This is a genomic window from Cupriavidus sp. NPDC089707 (assembly GCF_044748965.1).
Taxonomy (GTDB): Bacteria; Pseudomonadota; Gammaproteobacteria; order Burkholderiales; family Burkholderiaceae; genus Cupriavidus.
On record NZ_JBIVHB010000027.1, the window covers coordinates 30,852 to 49,084 of the forward strand.

General features: G+C 65.2%; 13 protein-coding genes and 4 pseudogenes. 9 read left to right on the top strand and 8 right to left on the bottom strand.

Translation table 11 applies throughout. From position 1 onward, the window contains the following. Positions 1-216: 216 nt before the first annotated feature. Together ACIP1U_RS28315 and ACIP1U_RS28320 are read right to left on the bottom strand one after the other, a co-directional pair. A pseudogene (locus ACIP1U_RS28315) lies at positions 217-463 on the bottom strand (H-NS histone family protein). Beyond that, on the bottom strand, positions 447-1,634 hold the full coding sequence (locus tag ACIP1U_RS28320; protein ID WP_400322229.1) for a DNA-binding protein: 1,188 nt from the start codon (positions 1,632-1,634) through the stop codon (positions 447-449). Before ACIP1U_RS28320 ends, ACIP1U_RS28315 begins: the two are co-directional and overlap by 17 nt. 185 nt (positions 1,635-1,819) lie before the next feature. Between ACIP1U_RS28320 and ACIP1U_RS28325 the strand changes: the two genes are divergently transcribed. The 6 genes and pseudogenes from ACIP1U_RS28325 to ACIP1U_RS28350 all read left to right on the top strand — a co-directional run. Further along, positions 1,820-2,056: a type II toxin-antitoxin system Phd/YefM family antitoxin gene (locus tag ACIP1U_RS28325; RefSeq protein ID WP_400322231.1), complete on the top strand. Its 237-nt coding sequence runs from the start codon at positions 1,820-1,822 to the stop codon at positions 2,054-2,056. Continuing rightward, on the top strand, positions 2,056-2,433 hold the full coding sequence (locus ACIP1U_RS28330; RefSeq protein WP_400322232.1) for a type II toxin-antitoxin system VapC family toxin: 378 nt from the start codon (positions 2,056-2,058) through the stop codon (positions 2,431-2,433). Before ACIP1U_RS28325 ends, ACIP1U_RS28330 begins: the two co-directional genes overlap by 1 nt. Positions 2,434-2,533: 100 nt before the next feature. After that, positions 2,534-3,019 (top strand): annotated as a pseudogene (locus tag ACIP1U_RS28335) (integrase); the annotation flags it as partial. Between the two features lie 19 nt (positions 3,020-3,038). Then, a pseudogene (locus tag ACIP1U_RS28340) lies at positions 3,039-3,488 on the top strand (IS5 family transposase); the annotation flags it as partial. Positions 3,489-4,013: 525 nt separating this feature from the next. Beyond that, positions 4,014-5,249, top strand: a complete 1,236-nt coding sequence (gene ltrA / locus ACIP1U_RS28345) for a group II intron reverse transcriptase/maturase (RefSeq protein ID WP_400322234.1) — start codon at positions 4,014-4,016, stop codon at positions 5,247-5,249. 73 nt (positions 5,250-5,322) lie between these two features. Then, positions 5,323-5,793, top strand: a pseudogene (locus ACIP1U_RS28350) (IS5 family transposase); the annotation flags it as partial. Between the two features lie 592 nt (positions 5,794-6,385). Here ACIP1U_RS28350 and ACIP1U_RS28355 read toward each other — a convergent pair. From ACIP1U_RS28355 to ACIP1U_RS28370, 4 genes are all read right to left on the bottom strand, one after another. After that, positions 6,386-7,363: a Bug family tripartite tricarboxylate transporter substrate binding protein gene (locus ACIP1U_RS28355; RefSeq protein WP_400322236.1), complete on the bottom strand. Its 978-nt coding sequence runs from the start codon at positions 7,361-7,363 to the stop codon at positions 6,386-6,388. 127 nt (positions 7,364-7,490) lie between these two features. Next, positions 7,491-8,738: a CaiB/BaiF CoA transferase family protein gene (locus ACIP1U_RS28360; protein ID WP_400322238.1), complete on the bottom strand. Its 1,248-nt coding sequence runs from the start codon at positions 8,736-8,738 to the stop codon at positions 7,491-7,493. Between the two features lie 289 nt (positions 8,739-9,027). After that, positions 9,028-10,689, bottom strand: a complete 1,662-nt coding sequence (locus ACIP1U_RS28365) for a cation acetate symporter (protein WP_400322240.1) — start codon at positions 10,687-10,689, stop codon at positions 9,028-9,030. Next, the gene (locus ACIP1U_RS28370; protein ID WP_400322242.1) at positions 10,686-10,991 is read right to left on the bottom strand and encodes a DUF485 domain-containing protein; all 306 of its coding nucleotides are present in this window, start codon (positions 10,989-10,991) and stop codon (positions 10,686-10,688) included. Before ACIP1U_RS28370 ends, ACIP1U_RS28365 begins: the two co-directional genes overlap by 4 nt. 402 nt (positions 10,992-11,393) lie before the next feature. Between ACIP1U_RS28370 and ACIP1U_RS28375 the strand changes: the two genes are divergently transcribed. Then, on the top strand, positions 11,394-11,708 hold the full coding sequence (locus tag ACIP1U_RS28375) for a hypothetical protein (RefSeq protein WP_400322244.1): 315 nt from the start codon (positions 11,394-11,396) through the stop codon (positions 11,706-11,708). Between the two features lie 72 nt (positions 11,709-11,780). On the opposite strand, the gene ACIP1U_RS28380 is transcribed toward ACIP1U_RS28375, so the two are convergent. Both ACIP1U_RS28380 and ACIP1U_RS28385 read right to left on the bottom strand, forming a co-directional pair. Then, positions 11,781-13,874, bottom strand: coding sequence for a 3-hydroxyacyl-CoA dehydrogenase NAD-binding domain-containing protein (locus ACIP1U_RS28380; protein ID WP_400322246.1), 2,094 nt, complete (start codon positions 13,872-13,874; stop codon positions 11,781-11,783). A 61-nt stretch (positions 13,875-13,935) separates the two neighbouring features. Further along, positions 13,936-15,294 (bottom strand): MFS transporter, encoded by a 1,359-nt coding sequence (locus tag ACIP1U_RS28385; RefSeq protein ID WP_400322305.1) that lies wholly within the window; start codon positions 15,292-15,294, stop codon positions 13,936-13,938. A gap of 540 nt (positions 15,295-15,834) precedes the next feature. On the opposite strand from ACIP1U_RS28385, the gene ACIP1U_RS28390 reads away from it, so the two are divergent. Both ACIP1U_RS28390 and ACIP1U_RS28395 read left to right on the top strand, forming a co-directional pair. Then, complete coding sequence (locus ACIP1U_RS28390) at positions 15,835-17,019, top strand: acyl-CoA dehydrogenase family protein (RefSeq protein WP_400322248.1); 1,185 nt, start codon at positions 15,835-15,837, stop codon at positions 17,017-17,019. 46 nt (positions 17,020-17,065) lie between these two features. Continuing rightward, positions 17,066-18,205, top strand: a complete 1,140-nt coding sequence (locus ACIP1U_RS28395; RefSeq protein WP_400322250.1) for an acyl-CoA dehydrogenase family protein — start codon at positions 17,066-17,068, stop codon at positions 18,203-18,205. Positions 18,206-18,233 lie beyond the last annotated feature (28 nt).

Below are 18,233 nucleotides of genomic sequence, written 5' to 3' on the forward strand. Positions count from 1 at the left end.
CGTTTCCAAACAGGGTAGTTGTCACGGCGATAGAAGTCCAGATGACAAGGCCTGGTCCCAGTGGCCAATAACGGCAAGGCGCGCACGGTGTTATTTCCGCCCGCGTCAGTGGTGCATGCCGCCCCTATGCGATGCCCGCCCCAAGTGAGCAGATTGCACACGCCGAAGCCCCGGCTGAAGGAGTATCGCGCCAACAATCAGGCTTTTCACGATGCCCTATTCGACCCGGTAAAACTCCTTACTCTGCCCCGCATTGACCGCCCGCCGCAGCCAGTCCGGCATCGCCGGTGCCGTCCCAGTACTGACCCGCGGCGTTGCGGTAGCAGACCACCGGCGGCGGCGCTGGTGGGGGCGGCGGATCAAAGCACCCTGCCGCTTCGAGCTCCTCCATGGTCAGGTCGTAGTCGGCCATCTGGTCCTGGATCCAGCGGATCGCCGCCGCCCGCTCAGTTCTTACTGTCATCGTTTTGGTTGTCGTTGCCGTCGTTGCCGTCGCTGCCATCTTCCGGGTTCGAGGTGGTAGGCGCCCCGTGCTCGTCGGCCGGCTTTTCATTTGGTGCTTCGCTATTGGTCGGTGCCGGGCCGCCGGATTTGCGCCGCCGTTCCCGCTCGCGCGGCAGGCGCAATGCTGCCAGCAGCTGGCGCGCCAACGCCGCCTCGGCTTCGGCGCGCTCGGCCCGGCGCTGCGCCGCGGCGAGTTCCGCCTGCACCGTAGCCTGGTCGGTGGCTGCTTTCCGCTCGGCGGCGTCGGCGGCCGCGAGCCGCGTGGTGAGTTGCTCGGTGAGCGCTGCGGCCTGGGCCTCGAGCCGGGTGCGGGCCTCGGCCTGCGCCACCGCGGCGTCGCGGGCCTCTCCGCGCGTCGCCGCCAATTCCGTACGCAGTTCCTCCGTAGCACGCTCGCTCTTCTGGCGCGCGGTGCGCTCCTGATCCAGTTCGCGCAAGGCGCGCCGCTCGCTGGCCTCGGACCGCTCCTGGGCAATGGTCACCTGCTCGCGGGCGCGTTCCAGCTCGGTCGAGAATTGGGTTCGCAACTCGTCCAGTTGCCGGCGCGCGGCCTCGAGTTCCGCCCGCCCTGCCTCCAGCCTCGCCTGGGTCGCGGCGTGGTCCTGGCGCTCGGCGGCCAGCGTCGCCTGATTCTCCTCGATGGTTTGGCGCGCGGCGTCTAGTTGGGCGACCAGCGTCGCGGCCTCCTCGCGTGCGAGCGCAGTCTCGGCGTGCGCGGCATCGCGCTCGACCTCGGCCGCGCTGGCGGCCGCGCGCGCCTCGGCGCGCAGCGTGGCCAGCTCGCCGGTGGCGGCCTCGTTGGCCGCCTGCCAGATGGTCTGCACCGCCCCGGCCGCGATCTCTTTCAATGCCTCGGGCAAGTCCGGGTGGTCGATGGTGACGCGGGTGCGCCCGCGCAGCTCCTGCCAGAACCCCTGCAGCACCTCGGCGGGCGTGCCCATGCTGCCCTTGCGCACCAGCTGATAGAGCTTGTTGGCGGTGGGCGTGATGCCGTAGCGGAAGAACAGCAGGCCGCAGACCTCGCGGTAGAGCGCGCGGGTCTCGGGGAAACGGCCGCGCAGTTCGGAGATATCGTCGGCCATGGCGGCCTGCAGCGCGGCGTCGGTCAACTCCAGGTCGGCGGTGGCCATCGGGTAAAAAGTGTATTGTGATAATAAATATTACTACGTAATACGTCATATTTCAAACTGAAGGCAGCAAACTTTAGACATAAGTTTGCTTTATGTCAAGGGACTTGCTGCACTGACGCAAAGACATGTATCCTTGCCGACCGTTCTAGACTAAGCTAGACTAAGTTCATGCTGAGGAGAAGACCATGCAGACGGTGAACATTCATGAGGCCAAAACGCACCTTTCGCGGCTCATCGAAGAGGTGGCGGCAGGCGACGAGGTCGTGATTGCGAAGGCGGGCAAGCCGGTGGCCCGGATCGTGCCGTTCGCCAAGCCAAAGCCCCCACGGCGCCTCGGCGGGCTGCAGGGCAAGATCCGCACGGCGGATGACTTCGACGCGCCGCTCCCCGATGACTTGCTGGCCGCATTCGAGGGACAGTAATGCGCATCCTGCTCGATACCCATGTTTTCCTCTGGGCGGTCACGAATGACCCGAAGTTGAGCCAGACCGCGCAGCAACGGATCCTGGATGCCGAGGAGGTCTTCATCAGTGCGGCCAGCATCTGGGAGATCTCCATCAAGGCGGGCCTCGACAAGATCGAAGTCGATGTCGACGAACTCATCGCTGAAATTACCGCCGCAGGCTTTCGCGAGCTTCCTGTGACGAACACGCATGCAGCCGCAGTGCGTCATCTGCCAAACCACCATCGAGATCCGTTTGATCGGCTGCTGGTCGCTCAGGCGATCACCGAACCATTGCGATTGCTATCGGCAGACGAACACGTCTGGAAGTATTCCGACCTCGTCATTCGGGTTTAGGGTCCACAGAAACTTCGGCAGTGACGGCATAGCAGCCGAGGGCGGCCCGATTTGACCGCCCCCCCAAGCTCCGCCGATTCTGAAAATACGGCGCCTACTCATGGAATTGCTCCCGCTCCCACCTTTGGACGGCCCGGCCGCCCCGCTCCCCACCGCGCTTCCCATCCCGCTGGAGCGCCTGCGCCTGCCTTCGACACTGTCCGGCGTCGCCGGCAGCAATCGCGCCTCCGCCAACGCCACCCGCATCGCCGCGGCCGACGACCTCGCCGCCGTCACCGCCTGGCTCGCGCGCTATGCTGACAGCGCGGCGACGCTGACCGCCTACCGGCGCGAGGTCGAGCGGTTGATCCTGTGGGCGGTGCTGCAACTGGGCAAGTCGCTGTCGTCGCTCACGCACGAGGACCTGCTCACGTACGAGCGTTTTCTGGCCGACCCGCAACCGGCCGCGCGCTGGGTGCTGGCCGGCAGCAAAAAACTCGCGCGCAGCCATCCCGACTGGCGCCCGTTTGCCGGACCACTGGCGCCCCGCAGCGTGCGCCAGGCGCTGGTGATCCTGAACGCGCTGTTCGCGTGGCTGACCGAGGCGCACCCGCAAGCGCGAATTCCTGGACGAGATGAATCGTGTGGTGCCCTGGGCCGATCTGGTGATGCTCATCGCTCCGTACGCCCCGGAAGGCAAGCGCGGCCGTCCCCCGTTCGCGGTCGAGGCAATGCTGCGCATCCACTTCGTTCAGCAATGGTTCGGCCTGTCGGACCCGGCGATGGAAGAATCGCTGCACGACATGCCGCTGTATCGAGAGTTCGCCGGGCTGGACAACTGGACGGCGAGGCTGCCTGACGAGAGCACCATCCTGCGGTTTCGTCACCTGCTTGAGAAGCACAAGCTGGCCGCTCAGATCCTCGCGCTGGTCAACGACATCCTTCGCGACAAGGGATTGATTCTGCGCGCGGGCACGGTGGTGGACGCGACACTGATCAGCGCACCGAGCTCGACCAAGAATGCGTCGGGCGAACGCGACCCGGAGATGCACCAGAGCAAGAAGGGAAACCAGTGGTGTGTGTCACGAACGCAGGCTTAGTCTGCGGTGCTGTACTGAAGATGGGAGAAGGCCTCCCGGAGTCGGCTTGCAGGAGCGGGCTCCAAACCACCCGGTGCTGCTGCGTTCAAAAGGCGTGGTGGTGAGCGACCGGGCGATGTCATCCGCAGAGGATGGCGGGTACGTGCTGAGAAGATGAGCGAAAGCAAACCGTCCGATGACGCATCGTTATTCCCAAAACGCTGTCAAAACTGAGGCAGGCCACTGGCTTCAGGACAAACCGGGACGGCACCTGTTTACGGGCCCGGTGGCAGCCGGTGTATAGGCGGCATGATCTCAGCGCAGGCTTTAGTACGGAACGTGAGAACCTTGCTCCAGATGTGAAGGGAAATGACAAATGGCAGAAACCATAAGGAAGAATACCGATGCTGGAGTGAGGGGCGGAGTCGCCCGTAGTAGTGCTGAAGTTCCTGTAATGGGGATGGAGCGAAGGGGCGGCGTTATCCGGCCGACGAACGCGGTCAACCTACGGGGATGAGCGGCGTGGAATCGGCAAAGCCATATAGCATTGCGAAGCGCACAGTATGGGAGGCATACCAGCAGGTCAAGGCCAACCGTGGATCTGCGGGGATCGACGATGAAACCATCGCCGAGTTCGAGCAGAACCTGTCGAAGAATCTCTACAAGCTGTGGAACCGGATGTCATCGGGGTCGTATTTCCCGCCACCGGTCAAGCAGGTGGAGATTCCCAAGGCATCGGGCGGCACAAGAAAGTTGGGGGTGCCCACGGTCTCAGACCGTGTTGCGCAGACCGTGGTCAAACTGGTCATAGAGCCGAGTCTCGACGCGATCTTCCATCCGGACTCTTACGGGTACCGGCCGGGGCGGTCGGCGAAGCAAGCGGTGGCGATTACTCGCGAACGCTGCTGGCGATATGACTGGGTGGTTGAATTTGACATTAAGGCAGCCTTTGATCAGATCGATCATGGACTGCTGATGAAAGCGGTGCGCACCCACATCAGGGAAGATTGGATACTGCTATACATCGAACGGTGGTTGGTTGCACCGTTCGAGACAGCGGACGGGGTACGTGTGCCCCGCACGCAGGGGACACCCCAGGGCGGTGTCGTCAGTCCGATCCTGATGAACCTGTTCATGCATTACACATTCGACCGATGGATGCATCGCACCAGCCCTAACTGTCCGTTTGCCCGCTACGCGGATGACGCGGTGGTTCACTGCCATAGCCGCAAGCAGGCGGAATACGTGATGCGGTCCATTGCAACACGGCTGGCAGCTTGTGGGTTGACGATGCATCCGGAGAAATCGAAAGTCGTGTACTGCAGGGACAGCAACCGCAGCGAACGCCATCCGCAAGCGAGCTTTACGTTCCTCGGTTTTACGTTCAGGCCGAGGAAGGCGCGCAGCCCACAAGGGGGGCTCTTTACCAGCTTCCTGCCAGGGGCCAGCGACGATGCCCAGAAGCGGATGCGGCAAGCAGTGCGGGGTTGGCGGCTTACTCGCCAGACTCATGTAACGCTTGCCGATGTGGCGAGACTGTACAACCCAGTGATACAGGGGTGGTGGAATTACTATGGCACATTCTACAAGACTGCCATGCTTCGCATCTTTCGGCACATCGACTGTGCTCTGGAGCGTTGGGCCCGACGGAAGTACAAAGGCCTGCACAGGCGCAGGCGACGCAGTGCCGAATGGCTGGACAAGATGCGCTGTACCAACCCGATGCTATTCGCTCACTGGCGTGTGGTTACGCGGTAGGCTGGATAACGGGAGCCGTATGACGCGCGAGTGTCACGTACGGTTCTGCGAGAGGCTCGGGGGGCGGTTCCCCGGGTCTACTTACCACTTCGGCATGAAAGCGCACATTGGCGTGGACGCCGAAAGCGGGCTGGTGCACACGGTGCGAGGCACGGCGGGCAACGTCAACGACGTGGTTGAGGCCAACAGCCTGCTGCATGGCGAGGAAACCGACGCGTTTGGCGATGCGGGCTATCAGGGCGTGGGACAAGCGTCCGGACGCGCGGGCGGGCGTGAACTGGCACGTGGCGATGAAGCCAGGCAAACGTCGCGTCCTGGACCAAAGCAAACCGCTTGGCGCGCTCGTCGATCAGGTCGAGCGAATCAAGGCGGGCATCCGGGCCAAGGTGCGAGCATCCGTTCCGGGTCATCAAGCGGCAGTTTGGCTACACCAAGGTCCGCTATCGAGGGCTGAGGAAGAACACCGCGCAGCTCGCTCATGACCTTGTTCGCGCTGTCCAACTTGTGGATGGCGCGCGGAAAACTGCTGGCTGCTGGGGCATGAGCGCGTTTCTGGCTTACGCCGATGCCTCGCGCGCAGCCCGCGAATGCTGCTCCGCACGTGCCAGACAGCTTCGCTCCGGGTTGATAGGTTGGCGTCGTGGCGCATGCAGCTTCCTGTTAAACGGCCAAGCACACTCGATTCGCGATTGTGCAGAGCATCCTTAGGGGATGACGTTACAACCCTCACCGTCCGCAACAGCACGTTTGGGCTGCTGGACATGGCTCAGCTAAGAGCCACCGGCGCCGTACGGTTTGAAAATGTCACCGCCAACGGGATCTCCGCCAACGGGATCGATGCGGGAAGCTTCACGATGTCCGACGTGCATATTACTGGAAACGGACTCGTTGGCTTACAGAATACCGTCATGGATGCCGGGCGCTGCGAGCAAGTTCCATCCTGCTGGAACGGGTCAAGTGCAAGCTGGACAATACGTCCATCGCGCTCAGCGGTGCCGGGCTGTGATGGCCCCGCCGTGCATCAATCTATCTGCATAACGAGAGGGCGCCATGCGGGCGCTGACGGCCGGAGGAACCAACCGCTGAGGAGGGAGTTCGCCGGACACGCCATGGTGGCGCGCCCGGCTTGCAGACACTTACTCGACCGCGATGCCCTTGTCGCGGATGACCTTGCCCCACTTGGCATAGTCCTGGCGGATGCGCTGGCCCATTTGCGCCGGCGCCTGGTAGCTGGCGATGGCGCCCGCCTTCAGCAGCTTGTCCTGCACGTCCTTGTCGGCCAGGATCTTGCCGACTTCGCCGGAGATGCGGTCGACCACGTCCTTGGGCATGCCCGGGGGCGCCAGCAGGCCGCCCCACGACACCGCGTCATAGCCCTTGAAGCCCTGCTCCGCAATGGTCTTGACGTCGGGCAGCATGGCGACGCGCTGCGGCGAGCCGACGGCGATGGCGCGCAGCTTGCCAGCCTGGATATGCGGCAGCGCCGCGACCAGGTCGGCATACATGATGGGCACTTGCCCGCCGATGGTGTCGCTGATCGCCGGCACGCCGCCCTTGTAGGGCACGTGCTGCATCTCGAAGCCGCCCATCTGCTTGAGCAGCTCCATGCTCAGGTGGCCGAAGCTGCCGGCGCCGGAGCTGGTGTAGTTGAGCTTGCCCGGTTGCGCCTTGGCCTCTGCGATCAGCTTGGGCAGGTCAGTCACCTTGGGCAGCAGCGTCGGGTTGACCACCACCACGATGGGCAGGTCATAGACCGTGGCCACCGGCGTGAAATCCTTGGTGGTGTCGTACCCCGCCTTCTTGTACAGGAACGGCGCCAGCAGCGTTGGCGTGGCCAGCATCATCAGGGTGTAGCCGTCGGGCGCGCTCTTGGCGACCTGGGCGGCAGCGATGGAGCCCGAGGCACCGGCGCGGTTTTCCACCACCACCGGCTGCTTGAGGGCTTCGCCCAGCTTCTGGCCGACGATGCGCGATGCGGTATCCGTGGGCCCGCCCGGCGGGAATGGCACGACCAGCTTGATGGGCTTGGCTGGCCACGATTGGGCGAACGCGCCGCTGACCAGCAGCGGTGCAGCGGCCAGCGCCAGGATCGCGCGGCGGCGGGAGTGAACCATACGGGTAATGTCTCGAATACGCACTTTCTTGTTCCAGTTGAATCAGCGCAAGGCAATCCAGCCCCCTTGCCGGGCGCGCTGCGCGTGCGCCATGGCCTGCCATGGGCACGACGCGCGGCGCGAATGCTCAGGCGGACGCGGGCGCGTCCGGCAGCGTCAGCACGCCGCTGGCCTGCAGGGCCTGCAGCTGCTCATCGCTCATCTGCAGCAGGTTTTGCAGCACGGCACGCGTGCCTTCGCCCAGCGTGGGCGGCGCGCTGCGGATCGGCAGCCGTTGGCCATCGAGCCGGTAAGGCGGCGCGAACACATGGGTGGTGCCGGCGACCGGATGCGGCATCTCGCGCAGCAGGCCGCCCTGGCGGGTGCGTTCGCTGGTCAATGCCTCGTGCAGCCCGGCAACCTTGCCGCACGGAATGCCGCAGGCGCTCATGCGTTCGAGCAGCAGGTCGCGCGCGAAGCCGCGGATCAGGCCTGTGATCAGCGGGGTCAGCGTCTCGCGGTTCCTGGCGCGCTCGACATTGGTGGCGTAGCGCGGATCCTCGACGATGTCGGGACGCTCGATCACCCGGCGGCAGAATTTGTCGAACTGGCTGTTGTTGCCCACCGCGATGATCAGCGGGCCATCGGCGGCCTCGAACATGCCGTAGGGCACGATCGACGGATGGGCATTGCCGTAGCGGGCCGGATCGCGGCCCAGCAGCATGGCGTCCAGGCCGTAGTAGCCGGTCACCATCAGGCCGCAGTCGTACAGCGCCATCTCGATCAGCTGGCCCTTGCCCTTGCGTTCGCGGCGGAATAGTGCCGCCAGCACGGCCTGCGCGGCGTACATGCCGGTCATCAGGTCCACCACGGCCACGCCAAACTTCAGCGGCGGCGTGTCGGCTTCGCCATTGAGCGCCATCAGTCCGGCCTCGCCCTGGATCACCAGGTCATAGCCAGGGCGCTTGGCCTCGGGGCCGCTGCTGTTGTAGCCGGAAACCGCGCAGTAGATCAGCTCGGGCTTGATGGCCTTGAGCTGCTCGTAGCCCAGGCCCAGCTTCTCGGCGCCGCCGGTCTTGAAATTGTGGATGACCACATCGAACTGCGGCAGCAGGTCGTAGACGATCTGCACGCCTTCCTTGCTCTGCAGGTCCAGCGTGATCGACCGCTTGTTGCGGTTCATGCTGTTGAAATACGTGGTCTCGGTCTTGCCGATGCGCATGCCCCAGTCGCGCGTATCGTCGCCGCGTCCGGGGTGCTCCACCTTGACGACTTCGGCGCCGAAGTCGGCCAGGACCTGGCCGCACAGCGGGCCGGCAAACACACGCGACAGGTCGAGTACGCGCACCCCCTCAAGCGGGAAGTCGATGCCTTGGGATGATTCGGGCGTCTGCAAGTCTTGTCTCCTTGGGCTGTTTCGAGGTACGAGCCGTCTTTGGGAAATCGTAGCCCATGCCGGGCTGGCGGCACGCATGGCAGGCGTGGCTGTGCTATGGCGCGGTCAGCCCATCATTCTTGCTTGGATAAATAGCCTATACAATCCCAATCAATATTGACAAAATGTTCAATAAAATTTGACAAAGTTCGGCGCAAGGGCCCAAATGCGTGGCGCCCGGGCATCCGACTGTAGCCGAATGCCCGGGCGCCACGCTGACTTCACATTTTGCCGGGGATACCTGCCTGCTTCAGTGGCTGGCTGCCTCCACCGCGCCGATGCCGGTCTCGGAACGCAGCTCCTGCGCCTCGAAACCCGCCTTGTCCACGCGTGCCCGCGCCGACTTGTCCGTGACCGAGAAGAACCAGATCCCCAGGAAGCCGGCCGTCATCGAGAACAGCGCCGGCGACGTGTACGGGAACGGCGCGCTGTCGAAGTGGAACACGTCCACCCACACCGCCTGGGACAGGATGGTCAGCACCACCGCCGACAACAGTCCGATAAAGCCGCCGACCGTGGCGCCGCGCGTGGTGCAGCCCTTCCACAGCACCGACATGAACAACACCGGGAAGTTGGCCGACGCCGCCACGGCAAAGGCCAGCGACACCATGAAGGCGATGTTCTGCTTCTCGAACACGATGCCAAGCACCACCGCGACCACGCCAAGGATGATCGTGGTGATGCGCGAAACGCGCAGCTCCACCGAACTCGTCGCCTGTCCCTTCTTGAAGACCGTGGCATAGAGATCGTGCGACACGGCCGAGGCACCGGCAAGCGTCAGGCCCGCGACCACCGCGAGGATGGTGGCAAAGGCCACGGCGGAGATGAAGCCGAGGAACACATTGCCGCCCACCGCGCTGGACAGGTGCACCGCCGCCATGTTGATGCCGCCCAGCAGCTTGCCGCTGCCGTCCTGGAAGCTGGCGTTGGTACCCACCAGCACGATCGCGCCGAAGCCGATGATAAAGGTCAGGATGTAGAAGTACCCGATCCACGTGGTGGCCCAGAACACCGACTTGCGCGCCTCCTTGGCGTTGGGCACCGTAAAGAAGCGCATCAGCACGTGCGGCAGGCCGGCGGTGCCGAACATCAGCGCAATGCCGAACGAGATCGCGGAAATCGGGTCCTTGATGAAGTTGCCCGGGCTCATGATCGAGTCCTGCTTGGCATGGACCTCCACCGCCTTGGCGAACAGCGCCTCCGGGCTGAAGTGATACTGCGCCAGCACCATGAACGCCATGAACGAGGCGCCGCCAAGCAGCAGGCACGCCTTGATGATCTGCACCCAGGTGGTCGCGGTCATGCCGCCGAACAGCACGTACACCATCATCAGCGCGCCGACGATGACCACGGCGATCCAGTACTCCAGCCCGAACAGCAGCTTGATCAGCTGGCCCGCGCCGACCATCTGCGCGATCAGGTAGAACGCCACCACCACCAGCGTGCCCGATGCCGCGAACGCGCGCACAGGCCCCTGCTTGAAGCGGTACGCGGCGACATCCGCAAAGGTGAAGCGGCCCAGGTTGCGCAGCCGCTCCGCCATCAGGAACGTGATCACCGGCCAGCCCACCAGGAAGCCGATCGAATAGATCAGGCCGTCATAGCCGTTGGCATACACCGCGGCGGAAATGCCCAGGAACGACGCCGCCGACATGAAGTCGCCGGCGATCGCCAGGCCGTTCTGGAAGCCGGTGATGCCACCGCCGCCCGTGTAGAAAGCCGCGGCCGACTTGGTCTTGGATGCGGCCCACTTGGTGATGTACAGCGTGCCGAGGACGAACACCATGAACATGCCGATGGCGGTCCAGTTGGTCGGCTGGCGCACGGCCTGCCCCATGTCGCCGCCGGCGGCGAACACGCCCGCCGACAGCAGCAGTGCCGCGGCGCCGAAGATTGCGTGGCGGGCGTTCATGCGACCTCCCGCTTGATACGTTCGGTCAGCTCGTCGTAGCTGCGGTTGGCATGCTGCACATACAGCCCGGTGATGACCACCGTGAAGACGATCACGAACAGCCCGATCGGCATGCCCCACGTCATCACGCCCTCGCCCAGCTTCCTGGCGAGCAGCTCCTTGTCGAAGGCGATCAGCAGCACGTAGCCGTAGTAGATCACCATCATCGCCGCGGTCAGCAGCCAGCCGAGGCGCGAACGACTGCGCACCAGCTGCAGATAATTGGGATTGGTCTTCAGTCGCCTGACCAGGTCTTCATGCATTCCTGTCTCCTGCCATCTATGCGTGGTCTTGCCCGCTGGGTTTTGCCCGATGCACCCGCGGCGGGACGCCGCGAGTCCGTGCTGCATAAGTTAATGGCCGCCCCTTACCTGCTTCTTACACGGGACAGGAATCGGCACCGGGTAAACGCTGAGTCGAGGCGTGGGACAGGATGCTCCCTGGCGACGTCGGTTGTTGGTTGGCATGGGCGACGCATGCGCCGCAAGTCTGATCGGGCCCAACACTATCGCGGCCGGACGAATGACAAAGCGCGTGTGGCGGGACGTCGGCAGCATTTTCTCCGCAACTGCATCCGGTGGCACGGCTTCTGCGTAAAAGCAAGCGGACGCTGCAGCGTTCTGCCCTCTAGTTACCGCTCGTCTTACCGCCTTCGGAGTACCACCATGAATCGACAGTTCGCTCACACGCTCCTTGCCACCGCTGCGATCGCGCTGGCCTGCACCGCCAGCATTGCCCATGCCACCGCCCCTCGCGACAGCGGGCAGGCAGGCGACAAGTACGGCTATTCCTTCCGGGGCGACATGCGTGATGTGTATAGCAACAGCGCACGCGCCGGCCGCTTTGACGTATTTGCCGAGGGTGCCAGCAAGGAGGCACCGTCCGGCGATACGCAGTCCCTCTCCGGAATGGACCGCAGCGGCGTATCGGCCGGTCCCGCGCGAAAGTTTGACGTCTATACCGATGGCGCACTGGCGTAAGGCGTGAACGCCCGGGACGCGACCCCCTGCGCGCGGCGGCGTTTCGAAACCCGATAGCGCCCGCCGGCGCGCTCACTCCAGATCGGCAAAGCGCTTGCCGCGCGCCGCCAGGTCTGCCAGCAACGGCGCCGGATGGAACTCCTCGCCGAGCATTTCCTCGTACTGCCGCAGCGTCCGCACCACCTTGTCCAGCCCGATGGTGTCGGCATAGAACATCGGGCCGCCCCGGTACACCGGCCAGCCATAACCGTTGTTCCAGATCACATCAATGTCGGACGCCCGCAGCGCCTTGCCCTCCTGCAGGATCTTCGCGCCCTCGTTGATCATCGGGAAAACACAGCGCTCCAGGATTTCCTGGTCGGATACCGCGCGTCGGGTGCGTCCCTGGCGCGCGGCAAAATCGCGGATCACCTGCTCTACCACTGGCGATGGCCGCGCGTTGCGCTGCGCGTCGTAGTCGTAATAGCCCGCGCCGGTCTTTTGGCCGCGTCGCTCCATCTCGCAAAGGATCTCGCGCAGCGTCGAGCCGGTCGAACGCTCGCGCACCCAGCCCAGGTCCAGTCCCGCCAGGTCGCTCATCGCGAACGGGCCCATCGGGAAGCCGAAGTCATACAGAACGCGGTCGATGTCCCAGGGCAGCGCGCCCTCCAGCGCCAGCTTTTGCGCTTCGCGCTGCCGCTGCGCCAGCATCCGGTTGCCGACGAAGCCGGGGCAGACGCCGACCAGCGCCGCGACCTTGCCGATCTTGCGGGCCAGCTCCATTGAAGTCCGCACCACGGACTTTGCGGTCTTCTCGCCGCGCACCACTTCCAGCAGCTTCATCACATTGGCCGGGGAGAAGAAATGCAGCCCGATCACGGCCTCGGGGCGCGAGGTGGCCGCGGCGATCTCGTTGACATCCAGCGCAGAGGTATTGGTGGCCAGGATGGCGCCCGGTTTGACGATCCGGTCGAGCCGCCCGAACAGCGCCTTCTTGACTTCCATGTTCTCGAACACCGCTTCGATCACCAGGTCGGCATCGGCCAGTTGTTCCAGTTCCAGCGTGGGCGTCAGCAGCGCCATGCGCGCCTCGACATCGGCGGCGCTCAGGCGCCCCTTTTTCATGGTGTTGTCGTAGTTCGCGCGGATGGTGCTCAGGCCGCGGTCAAGTGCTTGCTGCGTAGTCTCGACGATGGTGACGGGCATGCCCGCGTTGAGGAAATTCATCGCGATGCCGCCGCCCATGGTGCCTGCACCCACGATGCCGACTTTGCTCACCGGGATCGCCGGCACATCGGCGCCAATGTCGGGCACGTTCCAGACCTGGCGCGAGGCGAAGAAGACGTAGCGCTGCGCGGCGGACTGGCCCCCTGCCATCAATTCCTGGAACAGTTCGCGCTCGCGCCGCAGGCCTTCGTCAAAGGGCAGTCCGACCGCCGCCTCGATACAGCGGATATTGGCCTCGGGCGCGTCGAAACCGCGGAAGCGGCGCGCATTGGCCTTGCGGAAGGCCGCAAACAGTTCGCCATTGCCGCCGCCATTTCCACGAACAGGCGCGATCTTGTCGTCAAGGTCGCGCACCTTGCGCAGCGGCCGCTTCTCTTCAACGATCCGGCGCGCGAACGCGATCGCATCGGCGCGAAGCGTGGCATTGTCGGCAAGCGCGTCGAGCAGGCCCATTTCGGCAGCTTCGGGCGCCGGCACGTGGGTGCCGTAGGCAACCATTTCCAGCGCCTTTTCCACGCCGACCAGCCGGGGCAGCCGCTGCGTGCCGCCTGCGCCGGGCAGCAGCCCGAGGTGGACTTCGGGCAGGCCGCATTTCGCACTGCGCGCGGCAATGCGGTAATGGCACACCAGGGCCACCTCCAGCCCGCCGCCGAGCGCGGTGCCATGGATGGCGGCGACCACGGGCTTGGGGCTGTTTTCAATGGCCGCCTGCACGTCTGGCAGCGCGGGCGGCACGAACGGCTTGCCGAACTCGGTGATGTCGGCGCCGGCGATGAAAGTCTTGCCGGCACAGGCCAGCACGATGCCCTGCACCGCCGGGTCGGCGATACAGCGCTCGATTCCCAGCAGGATGCCCGCGCGCACGGCGGCGGAAAGCGCATTCACTGGGGGCGAATCGACGGTCAGCACGGCGATATTGCCGTCCACGGCCAGGCTGGTGACTGCGTTGATGGCGGTCATGCAAGCTCCTTGTGCTTTCGGGGAGAAAGGATAAAAAGGGAATCGGCCGGCGAGGCAAGTCTCAGTCTTGCAGGCCGGCTACATCGTCGACGTGCGTGACAGCGCGGTTCGACCCGGTCCGGCGCGACCGCGGATCGGCAATGCGAAGTGCCAGCACGAAGGCGGCCAGCTTGACTGCGATGGCAACGACGAAGACCAGCGGGAAGTGCACCGACTGCGCCAGCAGCCCGCCGATCACTGGCCCGACGGCCATCATGCTGAAAGTGGCCGTGTCCGATACCGCGAGCAGCATCGGCCGGTCCTTGCGTGTGCCGAACTCCATCACCAGGTTGTCCGCCGAGATAAAGAAGCCGCCGAAGCCTGCACCCAGGCCGCAGAACGCCAGCAGGAAGCCCGGCAGCGTGGCGCACGCCAGCAGCCATGCCGTGGCGCCGATCCACGTGGCGATGCTGGCCAGGAACACCACCCGGTAGCCATGCCTGTCCGCGACGCGGCCCCAGGCGAGGTTGCTGCCCGTCTGCGCCAGCAGGTAGGCCAGGCTCAGGTACCCGAGCGTGGCGCCATCCAGCCCCAGCAGCCGGCCGGCGTAGATCGCATAGAACGGCAGCGCCATCATGCCCAGCGCCACCAATGCCCGCGCGACAAAAAAGCGCACGAAATCCCGGTCCGCTGCCAGCAGCGCCGGCAATTCACGCACGCGCCGACTGAAGCCGGCGCGCACGCGCACGTCGTGCAGGGCCGGCTCGCGCATGCCCGCCAGTGCCGAGATCCCCAGGCTGGTCAGCACAAAGGCAGCCAGGAAGGTGGCGGCATAGCCGTTGCCGAACACGTCATTGCCGACCAGGTAGCGCCCGCCCATCCACGCCACCGCTGCCGCGGTGAGGCCGCCGAAGAAATTGCGCAGCGCCGTCAGCCGCCCGCGCCGCGCCAGCGGGATGATCTTGGAGGTCAGGTAGTTGAAGCTGACATTCTGCACGCCGTTGAGCAGCCCGAACAGCAGCAGGAACGCTGCCGCGGCCAACAGCGCGCCGCGCCCGCTCAGCAGCAGCGCCGACAGCGCCAGCCCCAGGATCTGCCCGCGCACCAGCCAGCCCACCAGGTAGATCAGCGGCATGACGCGCTGGCGATGCTCGATCAGCGTCGCGCCCCAGATCGACGAGGCGGCCATGCCGGCATATTGCGCCGCAAGCACGAGCTCGACAGTGAGTTTCGAGCCGGACAACAGGTACAGGTAAGCGGGCACGAAGGTGGGCGCGGTCACCAGCCGGAAACCGGTCATGCCGAGCATGCCGTGAATCAGGAATGCCTTTGCATTGCGCGGCAGGTGATGGTCGACATGGTCGCGGAAATGCTGTTCGGCCCGTTGTTGCTCCATCTCCGCGGCTTCGCCCGGCAGCGCGCCGCTCATGCCGGCCTGCATTGTCACGTTGTCTCCCGCTATGGCTCCGGCTTAGTGCTGCGCTGGATCCTTTTTTCGTATTCTTGGTATGGTTGCGATGAATGCTAGCACAAGCGTTCGTTTTTCGAGAGTGACGACATGGCGTGCTTTCGAAGTTTGGGAATCCAGGCGGCAAGCCAGCGCCGACAGCCATCAGGCGATAGCGGCCGGGAAACTGGCAATGCGGCACGACCCCTACGATTTTGACCATATATGCCATGAAAATTCAGCATATTTGCCCCGATTTGCTGCACTGCATTAGTCCGCTCCAGCCTTGACGGTGGTTGCGCTCGCCCCATCTCCGCCTCCTCGTCCGGCTCCGGCTGACGACGCTCCATCGCGCCGGTTTAGGTTTTGGAGTATTGACGCTGCCAGATCCGGCTTGTATAAAAGTTCCTGCCGCTGCGGTAGCTGTCGATGTTTTTCGAAAATAGAGACTGCTTCTGCAGTGCCCCTGATCCTGCCGGCCGCCGGGCGACAGCGCAGGACACGGGCCCACAGGCGCACAACAAGGAGACGAACTTGGACGCACTGGAAACGTTCCGGCAGCAGGCGCACGCTTGGCTGGAGGCCAATTGCCCCCCTGAGATGCGCCTGCCGATGCAGGACGAGGAAGACATCTGCTGGGGCGGACGCAAGTTCCGCTACCAGTCAGAAGCGCAGCGGCTGTGGCTGCAGCGGATGGCCGAACAGGGCTGGACCGTACCGGAATGGCCGCGCGAGTATGGCGGCGCCGGATTGAGCGCAGCCGAGGCACGGGTGCTGCGCGCCGAGATGCAGCGGCTGAACTGCCGCGCGCCGCTGCAGAGCTTCGGCATTTCCATGCTTGGTCCCGCGCTGCTGAAATATGGCACCGAGGCGCAGAAGCGCGAACACCTGCCCAGGATTGCGCGCGGCGAAATCCGCTGGTGCCAGGGCTACTCCGAACCCAACGCCGGCTCCGACCTGGCCGCGCTGCAGACCCGCGCCGAAGAGCGCGGCGATCATTTCGTGGTCAACGGCCAGAAGATCTGGACGTCGTATGCCGACAAGGCCGACTGGATCTTCTGCCTGGTGCGCACCGATTTCGCGGCACAGAAGCACACCGGCATCAGCTTCCTGCTGTTCGACATGGCGTCGCCGGGCGTCTCGACCCGGCCGATCGTGCTGATCTCCGGCAAGTCGCCCTTCTGCGAGACCTTCTTCGACGACGTGAAGGTGCCGCGCCATCAACTGGTCGGCGAGCTCAACGGTGGCTGGGCCATCGCCAAGTACCTGCTGACACATGAGCGCGAGATGATCAGCGCGATCGGCAGCCGCGGCTTTCGCCAGCCGCTGGGGCGCCATGCCGCCAAGGTCATCGGCGTGGACGAGCGTCATCGGCTCGACGACCCGATGCTGCGCGCGCAGATCGCCCGCTTCGAGGTCGACGAGGCCGCCTTCGCCGCGGCCGGCGAGCGCGCCCGCGACCTGGCCCGGCAAGGCGAAGGCATGGCCGCGTTCTCGTCCGTACTGAAGTACTACGGCGCGGAACTGAACAAGCGGCGCTACGAGCTGCTGATGTCGGTCGGCGGCACCGATGCCCTCGAATGGGAAGGCCCGCGCAGCCAGGAAGGTGCGCTGGCGCGGGCATGGCTGCGCACCAAGGCAAATTCGATCGAGGGCGGCACCAGCGAGGTCCAGCTCAATATCGTCGCCAAGCGCCTGCTCGGCCTGCACGGCGCCTGAGCCGCTCACGCAACCCTCCACGACCCCACCTCTGCCAAACGCCGCCATGCCCATCGTATTGACCGACACGCAGGAGATGCTGCGCGACAGCGCCATGACGTTCCTGCACGAGAACGCCCCGATCTCCGCGCTGCGCACGCTGCGCGACACCCGCGACCCGGTCGGCTTCTCGCGCGAGCTGTGGCAGCGCTGCGCCGCGCTCGGCTTCGCCGGGGTGATGATCGACGAAGCCTACGGCGGCAGCGGTCTCGGCGCGGTCGAGGCCGGCGTGATCGCGGAAGCGATCGGCACCACGCTGGCGCCGTTGCCCTTTCTGTCCACCGCCGTGCTCGGCGCCGCACTGGTCGGCCTGTATGGCAGCGACAGCCAGCGCAGTGCGCTGCTGCCGGAGATTGCCGCGGGCCGGCACCTGATGGCGCTGGCGCTGGATGAAACCGCCCGGCACCGGCCCGAGCGCATTGCCACGCAGGCGCGGCGCTGCGCAGACGGCTACGTGCTCGATGGCAGCAAGGTCTTCGTGGTTGATGGCCATGTGGCCGATACGCTGGTGGTCGCCGCGCACACGGGCGCCGCCGGCGCGAGCGGCGGCGTCTCGCTGTTCCTGGTACCGCGCGACCACGCCGGCGTACAGATTGAGCGCTGCGTGCTGGCCGATGCCACCAATGCCGCGCGCATCGTCTTCGACGCCGCGACGGTGCCGGCCGACGCGCTGCTGGGCAGCGAGGGGGACGGGTCGCAAATGCTGGAGCGCGTGCTGGACATCGCCCGCGCCGTGCTGTCGTCCGAGCTGCTCGGCATCGCCGATGCCAGCTTCACGCGCACACTGGCCTACCTGAAGGAGCGCAGGCAGTTCGGCAAGGCCATCGGCGAATTCCAGGCACTGCAGCATCGCGCCGCGCATCTCTTTGCCGAGATCGAACTGGCGCGCGCCGCGGTGCTGCGTTGCCAGCAGCGGCTCGACGAAGCCAACGCCGACGGGCCCGAGCCGCTGGTCTGCGTGGCCAAGGCCAAGGCCGGCGATACGGCCACCCTGGCGGTGCAGGAAGGCGTGCAGATGCACGGCGGCATCGGCATGACTGACGAATTCGATATCGGCTTCTTCATGAAGCGCGCCCGCACCGCGCAGGAATGGCTGGGCGACGCGAACTGGCAGCTCGACCGCTGGGCCACGCTGCGCGGCTACTGAGCGACTGAGCGATTGAGAAAGGCGGCCC